This is a genomic window from Arthrobacter sp. UC242_113 (assembly GCF_044054585.1).
Classification (GTDB): domain Bacteria; phylum Actinomycetota; class Actinomycetes; order Actinomycetales; family Micrococcaceae; genus Arthrobacter.
The window spans coordinates 3352366-3365352 of the sequence record NZ_CP171968.1; the positions used below are offsets into that span (position 1 = coordinate 3352366).

Sequence of the window (12987 nt, forward strand, 5' to 3'; positions counted from 1 at the left end):
GGAATGTTTGGTCAATTTGTCGTACCCCTAGATTACATGCTTTCGGCGGCATCTGCTTGCCACGGAGGCGTCCAGAGACCGCCGCGGTCCGCTTCTCCGCGGCAATCCGGGGCTCGCAGAGATTTTTTGTTCGATAGAGTCTCCTGAACGACTGAATTAAGCGGGCATGGGAATCCGGCACTCGGCCGCCCGGGCCACACCGCGGAAACGCATGTTGCCGGATACCCACCGCCGAGCGAACGCCAGGAAGGGGTGCCGCCCCACATGAATGACAACGATCCCAGCCACGACGGGGAACGCGGGCCGGCCCGCGCCGTCGCCGTGCAACCCGAACCGGCCGAGCGCAACGCAGCAGAGCCGAGATCAGCCGCCCCAAAATCAGCCGCACCGGGACAAGAGCAACCCCATGCGGCCCGGCTAAAGAGCCTCGCCGGATGGCTCCGCTCACGGCTCGCACAGCCCGAGGTCCGGCAAACCCTGCTCAAGTCCGGCTTTGTCGCTGCGCTGCTCGTGGTGGGCGGCCTGCTCGTATGGCTCCTGACATCGCTCCTCGCGGGCGCCACCATGCAGGCGTCCAACCGCCCGGGCGCCGCGGGGGCGGATCCTTCCCCCGCCCCGGCGGCCGCGTCACCCCGGCCAAGCCTGCCCCTGGCCAGCGTCAGCCCGCTGGACTTCCGGGTGGGCGACTGCCTCAAGGACTTCGACCCCGAGGCATCCAAGTCCACCGTGGTTGCCTGCACCACCGATCACTCTGCCCAGCTGGTGGCGATCACCCACTACGCCGACGGCGACGCATACCCGGGCCGGGACGCCATGAAGACCAGGGCCCGGGAAACGTGCCAGCACGCGCCGCTGACGGCAAGATCCAACGCCTACAACCTGAACTACCGCCTTGCGTATCCGAGCACGGCCAGCTGGGCCAAGGGGGACCGCCGCGTGGACTGCTATGTCACCGCGTCCGGCAACATCCTCAAGGCAAGCCTGCTCCCCTAGCTCCCAAGGGAACCAAGGGAGCGGGCCAACCCGCTGCTAGTCCCTACGGCGGACCGTGAGCCCGCTGCCCAGGGGAGCACCGCCGTCGGTCCCCGACATGGCTTCCAGGCCCTCGACGGTGAGCTCCCCGAGATCGGCGGCGCTGTCCACCAGGACGGTGTCGCCGTCGGATATTTCACCGGCCAGGATGGCCTTGGCCAGCCGGTCGCCGATTTCGCGCTGCACAAGGCGGCGGAGCGGCCGGGCGCCGTAGGCCGGATCGAAGCCCGACATCGCCAGCCAGGAGCGGGCCCCTTCGGTGACCTCGAGCGAGAGCCGCCGCTCCTGCAGGCGCTTGGTCAGTTCCGCCACCTGCAGCTCGACGATCCGGGCGAGCTCGTCGACGGACAGCGGATCAAACAGCACCACCTCGTCCAGCCGGTTCAGGAACTCCGGCTTGAAGGAAGCGTTCACCGCGGCCATCACCGCGTTGCGCTTGGCGTTCGCATCCAGGGTGGGGTCCACGAGGAACTGGCTGCCCAGGTTTGAGGTGAGCACCAGGATCACGTTGCGGAAGTCCACGGTGCGGCCCTGGCCGTCGGTGAGGCGGCCGTCGTCGAGCACCTGCAGCAGGATGTCGAACACCTCGGGGTGGGCCTTCTCCACCTCGTCCAGCAGCACCACGGAGTACGGCCGTCGGCGGACGGCCTCGGTGAGCTGGCCGCCCTCCTCGTAGCCGACGTACCCGGGAGGCGCACCGACGAGGCGCGCCACGGAATGCTTCTCGCTGTACTCGGACATGTCGATCCGCACCATGGCGCGTTCGTCGTCGAAAAGGAAGTCCGCAAGCGCCTTGGCGAGTTCGGTTTTACCGACCCCGGTGGGGCCGAGGAACAGGAACGAACCGGTGGGCCGGTTCGGGTCGCTGATGCCGGCCCGTGCGCGGCGCACGGCGTCGGACACGGCGGTGACGGCCTTGGACTGCCCAATCAGCCGCCGGCCGAGTTCCGCCTCCATGTGCAGCAGCTTCTGGCTTTCGCCCTGGAGCATGCGGCCGGCCGGAATGCCGGTCCATGCCGCGATGACCTCAGCGATGTCGTTGGCGGTAACCTCCTCCGCCACCATCAGGGCAGATTTGTCGGCGACAGCGGCCTCGGCCTCTGCGGCGTCGTTCAGTTCCCGCTCCAGTGCCGGAATTTCGCCGTAGAGGATCCGGGACGCTGTCTCCAGGTCACCTTCGCGCTGCGCCTTGTCCGCCGTGGACCGCAGCTCGTCCAGCTTTGCCTTGAGGTCGCCAACGCGGTTCAGGCCGGCTTTCTCGGCCTCCCAGCGCGCGTTCAGGCCGGCCAGCTGCTCCTTCTTGTCCGCCATGTCCGCCCGCAGGGCAGCGAGGCGCTCCACGGATGCGGCATCGGTCTCCCCCTGCAGGGCGAGTTCCTCCATGGTGAGCCGGTCGACGGCGCGGCGCAGCTGGTCGATCTCCTCCGGGGCGGAGTCGATCTCCATGCGCAGCCGGGAGGCGGCCTCGTCCACGAGGTCGATCGCCTTGTCCGGCAGCTGCCGGCCCGAAATGTAGCGGTTGGAGAGCGTCGCGGCAGCCACCAGTGCGGAGTCGGCGATGGCAACCTTGTGGTGCGCCTCGTACCGCTCCTTCAGGCCGCGCAGGATGCCAATGGTGTCGTCCACGCTGGGCTCCCCGACGTACACCTGCTGGAAGCGCCGCTCCAGGGCCGGGTCCTTCTCGATGTTCTCGCGGTACTCGTCGAGGGTGGTGGCGCCGATCAGCCGCAGCTCACCGCGGGCCAGCATCGGCTTGAGCATGTTGCCGGCGTCCATGGCGCTTTCGCCGCTGGCCCCGGCTCCCACCACGGTGTGCAGCTCATCGATGAACGTGACGATCCGGCCGTCGGAGTTCTTGATCTCCTCAAGGACGGCCTTGAGGCGCTCCTCAAACTCGCCGCGGTACTTGGCGCCGGCCACCATGGAGGCCAGGTCAAGGGCGATCAGGGTCTTGCCCCGAAGGCTCTCCGGCACGTCGCCGGCGACGATGCGCTGGGCGAGGCCCTCGACGACGGCCGTCTTGCCTACGCCCGGCTCACCGATGATCACGGGATTGTTCTTGGTGCGCCGGCTGAGAACCTGGATGATGCGGCGGATTTCGGCATCGCGCCCAATCACGGGGTCCAGCTTGCCGGAGCGGGCGGTCGCGGTCAGGTCGGTGCCGAACTTTTCCAGGGCCTGAAAGGTGTTCTCGGGATCCGGCGAGTCGACCTTGCGGTCGCCGCGGACACCCGGCAGGGCCGCTGCCAACGCCTCATGCGACGCGCCGGCCTCGCGCAACAACCTGCCAACGCCGTCGCTTCCCGCCGAAAGGCCCAGCAGCAGGTGCTCCGTGGAGACGAAGGAATCACCCAGCTTGTCGGCTTCGTTCTGGGCGTTCTGGATCGCCTGTAGGGAAGGCCTGGACAGCTGCGCCTGCTGGACCGAGCTTCCGGACGTGGCGGGCAGTGCCTTGATGGCGGTACTGGCTTGGACACTGACGGTATCCGGGTCCGCTCCGGTGGCGCGGAGGAGTGCGACGGCGACGCCCTCCCGCTGATCCATGAGTGCCTTGAGCAGGTGGGCGGGTTCCACCTGCGGGTTCCCGGCGGTGGAGGCGTTCATGGCGGCAGCCGAAAGAGCCTCCTGGCTCTTGGTGGTGAATTTGGCGTCCAAAGAGAGCTCCTTTCGAAGACGGTTTAGCTAGGTTGAGTGTACTACGCTCAAGTTTGCTTTTGGCGTCCTCACAGCCAAGTTTTCCCACAGCGAAATACCCTCCGGCGGGCGGGCGAATCTTCCGTGAACGGTAGCCCTTGAACTGTATCGCCAGCGGCCGAATCCCCCTAGGATCGACCTGTGGCCGTGAGGGTCACCCCGGGAGGCGGGCACTGCAAAGAGCGTCATTCCACAACCCCAAAGACCACTACTCCAGAGACAGGACCGGCAATGAAAAAGTTTGTAGTTCTTTACAACGCACCGCAGTCGGCACAATCCCAGATGGCGGAGAGTTCCCCCGAGGCCGCGCAGGAGGGCATGAAGGCCTGGATGGAGTGGGCGTCCCGGGCCGGCAGCGGCATCGTGGACATGGGCCAGCCCCTCGGTGCCGGCAAGGAGGTCAGCCAGTCGGGCACCTCGGACACGAACGCCAGCGTGGGCGGATACGGCATCCTGCAGGCCGAGGACATGGACGGCGCCCTGGCCCTCCTCGAAGGACACCCGCACCTCATGATGCCCGGCGCGAGCATCCAAGTATTCGAGACCCTCGACCTGCCCGGGATGTAGCCGGCCTGCCCGGGATGTAGCCGCTAGGAGCCCCGGACCCCCGAGACGCTGGTGATCCAGGCCAGATTGCGGACCACGGAGGCGTGGTCATTGTAATAGCCCTTGTAATTCGAGGGGTTCGGGGCCGGCAGAATGTCCGACGAGGACAAGACCCCTGCAAGTTTGCCGTTCACGATGAGCGGGCCGCCCGAGTCGCCGCTGAGCGTGTGGCCGGTCTCCGACCGCGTCCGGACAGACGGGCCGCCGTAGTTGTCCACACCCTGCCACACCACCGAGACGTCCGCCGCTTTGAGGTAGTAGGACATGGCACCGGACCCCTCGGACTGATCGCCCCAGCCATAAACCCTCGCGCGAGTTCCGGTGGCAGGAAAGGAACTGGACAGGCCCACGTAGGAGCCGTAGTACGGCGTGGACAGTTTCAGCAACAGGACGTCCCCGGCCGGAGCGGGGTAGCGCGCCACAACCGAACGGACGGCACCTCCGGTTCCGAGGTAGCTCGTGCCGAGCCGGACCGACCTGAGGCTCGTGGAGTTACAGTGCTTGGCCGTAATGACCCAGCCCGCAGCGATCTGACTGCCGGTGCACCCCACGTTGGCACCTGCGGAGTCGAAGGAAACTTGCACCGCGAAGGGTGCGGCTGAAACCGTAGTGGTGCTGCCACCGGCGATGTCCCTGCTCAACGTACCGTCGCCGCCGGGGGCCGGCACTTCCCTGACCGGCACCTCCCGGGCCGCGGCGGCCTGTGCCGGCGGGCCGCAGAGGACGGGGGCCAGCAGGGCCGCGCCGGCCGTGGCCGCGGCCAGGATTTTCGCGATCTTCAACGTGAGGCTCCTTAGTCAGGTGCGAGAGGTCCGACTGCGAGGGTACGTGCAGTGACAAGTTTTGTCATATTCGTTACTCGCGTTGTCACTGCCGTCCGACGGGGGGCCGGCGCATGGGCTGGAGCATGGTCTCCGGCCGCTGCGAGCATTACCCTGAGGGCCTAGCAGTACTTACTGGTCGCCGGCCTGCGGCGGCATCAGGCTCAGTTCCGCGGTGTGAGGGATCATGACTGGACTGTCGAAACAGCGGAGATGGTCCGGGATTGCTCCGGCCGTGTTTTCGATGGCGCTCGCGCTTACAGCGTGCCAGTCCGGCCCGCCCGCGCCGCCACCGCCGTCGTCGTCGTTAGGGACGCCGGCTTCGCCAGGTACGTCCGGACGGGCAACCGCCTCACCCAGCCCCGTGGAACCCTCCTCCCCGGCTGGGCCCTCCTCAGCCACCGGGTCCTCCTCCACCACAGTGCCAGCCGCCGTCCACTTCACGGCCCAGGGCGACATCGGCCTGGGCACGGGAGCCAGGAAGGTGCTTGACACGATCGGCGGCCTTCGTCCTGAGCTGAACCTGGCCCTCGGGGACTTCCCTTACGAGGCGGGGCGCGAGCAGGATTTCTGCGACATGGTCACCGGCAGGCTGGGCGGGGACTTTCCCTACCAACTGGTCACCGGCAACCACGAGAGCGACGGCCATGACGGCGACATCGCCAACATCGTTAGCTGCCTGCCCAACAAACTGCCGGGGCTCCAGGGCGAGTACGGAATCCAGTGGTACGCCGACTACCCGGGACGGAACCCGCTGGTGCGTTTCATCATGGTGTCCCCGGGGATCAAATTCCATGACGGAAACAACCTGGACTATTCGCGGGGCAGTGAGCGGTGGCGCTGGACAGCAGCCGCGTTGGATGGTGCGAAGTCCAAGAACATCCCCTGGACCGTGGTGGGCATGCACACTCCTTGTCTCAGCGTCGGTAGATATGGTTGCCAGGCGGGAGCCGACTTGACGGACATGCTGATCGAGAAGAAGGCAGACCTGGTCCTGAGCGCCCACGACCACATCTACCAACGGAGCCACCAGATACGTCGGGGCCAGGATTGCCCGGCACTGGTGCCGGACACGTTCTCCCAGGGCTGCCTCGCCGGTTCGGACGCCGCCATGGTCCAGGGCGCCGGAACGGTCTTCGCCACAGTCGGAACCGGCGGTAAGGGGCTCTACGACGTCAACGACCAGGATTCGGAATCCCGCTACTTTGCCACCTGGTCCGGGCGCAACCGCGACGCCGCCCTCGGCACGCTGGACGTGACGGCCACCGCTGACCGGCTCGCAGCAAAGTTTGTCCCGGCGGAGGGGTACACCTTTACGGACAGCTTCGGCATCGACCGGAAATAGGCGGGCAGTTACGGACCCCTAAGCGCGTTTCCAGATGGCGATCCAGTCCAGGTGGAGGTGCCCTGCCGTCTCAGGTTTGGGACACACATTGAACATGCAGGATTCCGTTTGGAGTATGTAGTGCATGGGGGTGTTCGGCACTCGGGAGGTGCCTGCGCCGAGCGAGTGGCCATCTAGGAAGAACTCGACCTTTCCCGGCGACCACTCCATCGTGGCGACGTGCCAGGAGGTGAACGAAGCATTGGCATAGAAGACGTCTGTGTCACGCGGGTCCTTGCCCATCTTGTGCACCGCCCCGTAGAACGAGGATGTAGCCAGATCGCTTTCCGGGAAGTCAATTTCTCCGTCGCGGGGCCACATCTTGCTGTCCGGCCACAGGAGCCAGGCCGTCTTGAAGCCTTTCAGCGGATCTGCCTTGAACCGGACGGAGTACCTGCCGTAGAGGAGGCTGTTGGCGCGGGGAGGGTTGGTGGTGGCATTCGGAATCTTGGGAGTAGGCGCTGCCCCCATCGAAATGCCGTTCTCCGAGTGCAGGTACCAGTCCAGCATGCCGTTTTTCACACTAAGGACCTTGGACGGATAGTAGCGTGAAGGCTGGCCGGTCTGGCCTGCGGAATCTGGCCACCCGTCCTTGTAGCCGGCACTCCACTTATCGATGTAGGCCGGGCCGGGAAAAGCGCCGATCGGCACGTCGCCCCGGTTAAAGTCCTCCACGAAGACCTGCTTCCAGCCGGGCAGATCGCCTACAGGCAACTTGTGCACCGCCGGGTCGACGGCAGGGACCGGTGTCCCGGGGGTGGGCCGCCGTCCCGCCGTTGGTGTCGCCGTGGACGGTGCAGGTGCAGCTGGTTCAGCTGCCGCCCGTGGCACTGCAGACGGCGCCGCCGTAGTTGGTGCCGCTGCAGTTGGTGCCGCAACAGAGGGCTTGGCGGGAGCGGGCGTAGCCGGCGACAGTGCCTTGGTGGACGGCCCGACCGCTGAGGGTTGCGTCTCGGGCAGCCGGTCCAACGGCAGCCGCTGCGCTTCCTTGGCCACGGGAGCGCACGCCGTGAGTATCGCCACCGCGGCGAGCGCGGCGGACCTCCATACGCGGTGTTTTTGGCGGTTACCGGGCGCTGGGGTTGAGGCCATGGGGAAACTATGGCATTTGGTCCTTGGGGATTCCAAGGAATCCCTGACCCCCAAAACTGGGGCTGTTTCAAGGAATCCCAAGCTTTTTACAGGCTGCTCAGCCGAACATGATCCGAGGGGGAGTGCAAGCAAGTTGCCAGGACCGCAGCAGCAGGCGCTTCGATTTCCCGTAACCAGCCGGGGAGGCTGCTCGGGAGAGGCATAGGCATACGACCCCAATGAGTGGTGAGGCTAGTGACCATCCCCATACAAGTTTCAACTGTTCATGCACCAAGTCCGGCGCCGGCGTCTCTGGCCTCCATCAGCGTGGTGATTCCCACCCTGAACGAAGCCATGAACCTCCCGTGGGTTCTGCGCCGCATGCCCTCGTACGTGGACGAAGTGGTGATCGTCGACGGCCGTTCACTGGACAGCACGGTGGACGTCGCCCGTGCCCTGCGCCTCGACGTGGTGGTGGTCTCGGAAACCCACGCCGGCAAGGGTTTCGCCGTACGGGCCGGGCTCGCTGCGGCCTCCGGAGACATCATCGTCATGCTGGACGCCGACGGGAGCATGGATCCGCAGGAAATAGGCTGGTTCGTCACCCCGCTGCAGCATGAATTCGACTTCGTCAAGGGCTCCAGATACGTCACTGGTGGCGGGTCCGAGGACATCACGCTGCTCCGCAGCGCAGGCAACCGGGCGCTGACGCGCCTGGCCAACGTGGTGCTCCACAGCAACTATTCCGACCTGTGCTACGGCTACATCGCCATGCGGCGGGAGTGCCTGGAGATCCTCGAACTGGCGTCGGAAGGGTTCGAAATAGAGACCGAGCTGATCGTCCGCGCGTCGAGAGCCGGCCTGCGAATCGCAGAGGTTCCCAGCAACGAACTCAACCGGATCTCCGGCAATTCCAACCTGCATACATTCCGCGACGGGTGGCGCGTACTGAGGACCCTGGCCCGTGAATGCGTGGGCTGGGAAGCACCCACGGCCGGCGCCCGGCCGGAGTCGCTCAGGCGCGTGAAATACAGGTATCCCAGCATCTCCCTCCCCCACATTCCGACGGATCCGGCAACCGTCCTTGGCCTGATAGCAGGTGATTAACGTGAACCACGCTGAAGGGCTTCCGGCCGTTTCGGTGGTGATCTGCTCCTACACGGAAGACCGATGGGACCGGCTGATGGCCGCCGTCGAATCCGTCCGCGCACAAACGGTGCCGCCTCAGCAGACCATCGTGGTGGTCGACTACAACGTTGACCTGTACAAGCGGCTTATCTTCTCTGTCGATGATGTCGTGCTCCTCGAGAACACCGGCCCCAAAGGCCTTTCCGGAGCACGGAACACGGGGGCCGCGGCGGCAACGGCAGGCGTCGTTGCCTTCCTCGATGACGACGCAGTGGCGGCCCCGGACTGGCTGGAGCGGCTGACGGCCCTCTACGACGACCCCGATGTGCTGGCCGTGGGCGGACGAGTCGTGCCGGAATGGGAAACAAGCCGGCCGGCATATTTCGGCGAGGAACTGGACTGGATCGTCGGCTGCACGCACCGCGGCATGCCCAAGGTGGCGGCCGAGGTCCGCAACGTCATCGGCGCCAATATGTCCTTCCGTTCCCAGGTCATCCAGATGGTGGGTGGTTTCAACACGTCCCTGGGCCGGCAGAACTCGCTGCCTTTGGGCTGCGAGGAGACGGAAATCTGCATCCGCGCTGCCATAGGTTCGCCGGGTGGCCGCGTCGTGTACGAACCGGCAGCCGTGGTGAACCATTACGTCCCCGCACAGCGGGGCACCCTGAACTACATGCTGCGCCGCGGCTGGTCTGAGGGAATATCAAAAGCCCTGGTCAGCAAGATCGTCGGCCACAAGCGCGCCCTGGGGCCCGAACGCCGGTACGTCCGCGGCGTGCTCCCCCGTGCCGTGGCAGCCGGCATCCTGGGCAGGATCCGGGGAACAGACCCCGCCGGTCTGCGCCGGGCCGGGTCCATCCTGGCCGTGCTGGCCGTAACTACTTGCGGGTACATCCGGGGACGCCGTCTGCCCCTTGATCCCACTGGCGGGGGCCTCGAGCCGCACGAGTCCCACGCCAGCTGGAGGGAAGTCAAATGATCCCGATGTACCCGCAGGGCAACTTTGCCCGAATCACCGAGACCGCTGGAGGGCCGGAAGCATGAGTCAGTCCGAAAAAGACATCCTGAGGGACTCGCTCCCGTCCACCGGGGCCAGCTTCGACGTCCACGGCCTCGTGGGCATCGATGTGGCCCCCGGAACGCCCGGCGAAGCACAGCTGCGGGACATGCTCGCTCCTTTCCTCGGACCGTCCCGGGCACCGCTCCGCCTGCACGTCAGCGCGGAAACGGCGGACGTGGGGGAACAGTCGCACGCCGAGGATGCCTTCCGGTTTACCCCGGAGTCGCTCCATATCCCGGCGGACCGCGTCCAGGTCCAGGAAACGCGGGATGGTTACTCGGTCCAGGGCCGGGGCGAGCTGCTGACGGCCGTCATTCCCCTGCTGGACCGGCTCTGCATCAGGCAGAACGCCGCCATGATCCATGCCGCGGTGGTGGACTTCCGCGGCTCGGGAGTCCTGCTTCCGGCCTGGGGCGGAGTGGGCAAGACCAGCACCGTCGCGAAGCTTACGGCCATGCCGGGCGTGCGGTTCATGGCCGACGACTGGGCGTTCCTGGATGCCGACAGCATGCTCATGGGCTATGCCAAGCCGATGTTCCTCAAGCCGCACCACCGCAGGATCTACCCCGAGGTGTTCAGCGGCGCCCGGAAGCCTTTGGCTCCAGGCTGGCTGACGAACACTGTGGCCCACCTTGCCACAGCTGTCCATCCGGTGATCGTCCGCTATCCGAAGACCGCCGCCTTCACCCGCCGGTGGTCCCCGGAGCACCGCATGGTCCATCCGGAGCTGGTTTTCGGACAGGACGGCATCTCAGCGGCGGCGCTCACCCGGCTGGCCATCTTCCTGGAACGCTACGACGGTTCCGAAGCCCGGCTGGAGACACGCAGCCGCGAGTGGATGACCTCCCGCATCGTCGGGAACTTCCACTCCGAACTCCCGGTGGTGTCACGGCGGCTGATCGAGGCCCTCGGTGCGACGGGCCTCGTTCCGCTGGAGGAATTCTTCAGCCAGAAGGCAGCCGTGGTTCGCCGCGCCCTCGAGGACGTGCCGTGCTCCCTGCTCAGAATTCCCGCCTCCTGGTCTGCCGACCGGACGTCCGACTACGTGGCCGGCCTGATCAGCTCCAAGCTGGAGGAGTGACTTGCGTGCACACGTGAGCGACCTCGAAGTGTCCGTGGTGGTTCCCGCGCGAAATGCGGAACGGTGGCTTGCCGAATGCCTGGAGTCCATCCGCGCCGAGAGACCGCGCGAGATCATCGTGGTGGACGGCTGCTCAACGGACAACACAGTGGAGATCGCACGGTCCATGGGCGCCCGCGTCATCTCGGACGAGGGCCACGGCTTGCCGGCAGCGCGGATGCTCGGTGTCAAGAACGCCTGCTCAGACCTCGTAGCACTTATCGACGCCGACGTCGTCCTTCCGCCGGGCGCTTTGGGCGGTCTCCTGGACGAGTTCAAAGCCTGCGGCTACGACGGGCTGCAGTTCGGCCTCGTCAGCGAGGCGGACGGGCCCGGATACTGGGGTGCCGCGTTGGCCTGGCACCACGTCCACAGCCGGGTCCGCTCCTGGTTCGGCGTACGCGCCACCCTCATGCGAAGGAAAGTCCTGCTGTCCGTGGCGTTCGATGACACCTTCCGCTCCGGCGAGGACATCGAGCTCAGGATCAGGCTTGAAGAAGCCGGCTACCGGCTTGGCGTCTCCAGCATCACGGCAGTGCGGCACCGGTTCATGGACACGTTCAGCGCCGCCCGCGGCCAGTGGGTCCAGGGCGGCGCCCGGCTGGCCCGCACGGTCCGCAAGCACCCCGGCCGCGCCGGCTGGCTTGTGCTGCTTCCACTCCTGGCCGCCATACGCGGCGCCGGCCTGTCGCTGCTGCATGCGCCCCGGTTCCTTGCGTACTGGGCCTGCTTCCTCGTGTACAACTACAGGTCGATGTTCCGCGAGCTCCTGCGGCCGCCCGGCACCGGCCTGTCCGTGGGCGGGAACGCCGCCTGGCTGACCGCCGCCCGTATAGCCCCGATGGCCACCGGTTTCCTGTTCTGGGCGATGGCGGCGATCATGCTGCCGCCCGCGCAGCTCGGCATGGGTTCTGCGGTGGTGGCCGCGGCCCTCCTCACCGTGCATCTTGGGATGCTTGGGGTCGGGCCTGCCACGCTTACCCTGCTCCCCGAACAGTCCGACGGCGGCCGCCGGCTGATTGCCAGCAGCCTCCTCACCGTCGGGGTTTCCACAGTCGTGTTGTCCGGTGCAGTGGCGGCTGTGACCTATGCGTTGGGGTCTGGCGTGGGCCTGGCCTGGAATGATCCCCTCATAACCGGGATGTTCACCGCGACGGCGCTGTTCGCCGCGATTGCGTACCAGCTGGACCACGTGGGCGTAGCACAGGAGCGCTCCGACCGCGCATTGGTCAGGAGCCTGACGCAGAGCCTGGTTCAACTGGCTGTGCTGGCCTTCGCCATGGCCGCAGGCATCCGGGAAGTGGCAGTGGTGGTGGTGGCGGTGGGCGCCGGTGCCCTCGCCAGTGTGGTCCTCGGACTGCGCCAGCTCAACCGTGCCGGAGCGTCACCGGACTGGAAGCGCGGGCTCCGGGTAGGACCGGCCCTGCGGCTGCTGAAGCCGGGTCTGCCGAACCATGCGCTGATGCTCGCAGACCGCGCCCCCCGCTATGTCCTTCCACTGATCGTGGCCGCTACCCTCGGCCCGGCCGCAACGGCGTCCTGGTACATGGCGTGGATGATGGCTTCGGCGGTCTTCTTCTTTCCTCAGTCTTCCGGGTTCTCCCTGCAGACCGCGCTGGCCGGAGGCAGGTCAAGGCCTGGGCTGGTGTCCTCCGCCCTGAAGACGAGCCTCGCCCTCACATTCGTTGCCGGAGCGATGTTGCTCATAGTCGGCCCCTACCTCCTCGGTTTCCTAGGCCCGGAGTACGCGGCGACCGCCATCCTGCTTCCTGTCCTGGTGCCGGCGTTGCTGCTGGGCTGCGTGACTCAGGTTTACTTCGGTCTGTGCCGGGCGCAAGGCCGCCTTGCCGAGGCCACAGCCGTAGCTGTCCTCGCTGCCGTCCTTGTCGTGGGGCCAGCCTCGCTTGGCGCCCGCGAATTCGGCCTCCTCGGCGTCGCGGCGCTCTGGTCCGCCGCCCAGGCCTCCGCGGCCCTGATTGCAATCTGGCGTCTCAGGAAGCTGACTCCCGCAACGCTTCCAGTGGCTGGGCCGAACGCGCCGGCAGCAAGCGGTGCACGAGGTCTCTGACCG

General features: G+C 66.6%; 11 protein-coding genes. 7 read left to right on the plus strand and 4 right to left on the minus strand.

Annotated features, from left to right (window positions below):
- Positions 1-264 precede the first annotated feature (264 nt).
- Positions 265-993: a septum formation family protein gene (locus ACHMXB_RS15325; RefSeq protein WP_395399664.1), complete on the plus strand. Its 729-nt coding sequence runs from the start codon at positions 265-267 to the stop codon at positions 991-993.
- A 36-nt stretch (positions 994-1029) separates the two neighbouring features.
- On the opposite strand, the gene clpB is transcribed toward ACHMXB_RS15325, so the two are convergent.
- Positions 1030-3687, minus strand: coding sequence for an ATP-dependent chaperone ClpB (gene clpB / locus ACHMXB_RS15330; protein ID WP_395399666.1), 2658 nt, complete (start codon positions 3685-3687; stop codon positions 1030-1032).
- 270 nt (positions 3688-3957) lie between these two features.
- Between clpB and ACHMXB_RS15335 the strand changes: the two genes are divergently transcribed.
- Positions 3958-4293, plus strand: coding sequence for a hypothetical protein (locus ACHMXB_RS15335; RefSeq protein ID WP_395399668.1), 336 nt, complete (start codon positions 3958-3960; stop codon positions 4291-4293).
- Between the two features lie 23 nt (positions 4294-4316).
- Here the strand turns inward: ACHMXB_RS15335 and ACHMXB_RS15340 are convergent, their stop codons facing one another.
- Both ACHMXB_RS15340 and ACHMXB_RS15345 read right to left on the minus strand, forming a co-directional pair.
- The gene (locus ACHMXB_RS15340; protein WP_395399670.1) at positions 4317-5114 is read right to left on the minus strand and encodes a S1 family peptidase; all 798 of its coding nucleotides are present in this window, start codon (positions 5112-5114) and stop codon (positions 4317-4319) included.
- Between the two features lie 171 nt (positions 5115-5285).
- Positions 5286-5648 carry a hypothetical protein gene (locus ACHMXB_RS15345; RefSeq protein WP_395399672.1) on the minus strand — a complete coding sequence of 121 codons (363 nt, stop codon included), beginning with the start codon at positions 5646-5648 and terminating at the stop codon, positions 5286-5288.
- Between ACHMXB_RS15345 and ACHMXB_RS15350 the strand changes: the two genes are divergently transcribed.
- Positions 5638-6498 carry a metallophosphoesterase gene (locus ACHMXB_RS15350; RefSeq protein ID WP_395399674.1) on the plus strand — a complete coding sequence of 287 codons (861 nt, stop codon included), beginning with the start codon at positions 5638-5640 and terminating at the stop codon, positions 6496-6498. The two genes, ACHMXB_RS15345 and ACHMXB_RS15350, sit on opposite strands and share 11 nt — an antisense overlap.
- 18 nt (positions 6499-6516) lie before the next feature.
- Here the strand turns inward: ACHMXB_RS15350 and ACHMXB_RS15355 are convergent, their stop codons facing one another.
- Positions 6517-7629, minus strand: a complete 1113-nt coding sequence (locus tag ACHMXB_RS15355; protein WP_395399676.1) for a glycoside hydrolase family 16 protein — start codon at positions 7627-7629, stop codon at positions 6517-6519.
- A gap of 306 nt (positions 7630-7935) precedes the next feature.
- Here ACHMXB_RS15355 and ACHMXB_RS15360 point away from each other — a divergent pair, with 306 nt between their 5' ends.
- From ACHMXB_RS15360 to ACHMXB_RS15375, 4 genes are all read left to right on the plus strand, one after another.
- A complete protein-coding gene (locus tag ACHMXB_RS15360; protein WP_395399678.1) occupies positions 7936-8715 on the plus strand; it encodes a glycosyltransferase family 2 protein in 780 nt (259 codons plus the stop codon).
- A 1-nt stretch (position 8716) separates the two neighbouring features.
- Positions 8717-9715 carry a glycosyltransferase gene (locus ACHMXB_RS15365; protein ID WP_395399680.1) on the plus strand — a complete coding sequence of 333 codons (999 nt, stop codon included), beginning with the start codon at positions 8717-8719 and terminating at the stop codon, positions 9713-9715.
- Between the two features lie 61 nt (positions 9716-9776).
- The gene (locus ACHMXB_RS15370; RefSeq protein ID WP_395399682.1) at positions 9777-10877 is read left to right on the plus strand and encodes a hypothetical protein; all 1101 of its coding nucleotides are present in this window, start codon (positions 9777-9779) and stop codon (positions 10875-10877) included.
- Between the two features lie 13 nt (positions 10878-10890).
- Positions 10891-12984 (plus strand): glycosyltransferase, encoded by a 2094-nt coding sequence (locus ACHMXB_RS15375; protein WP_395399684.1) that lies wholly within the window; start codon positions 10891-10893, stop codon positions 12982-12984.
- The last annotated feature ends 3 nt before the right edge of the window (positions 12985-12987 follow it).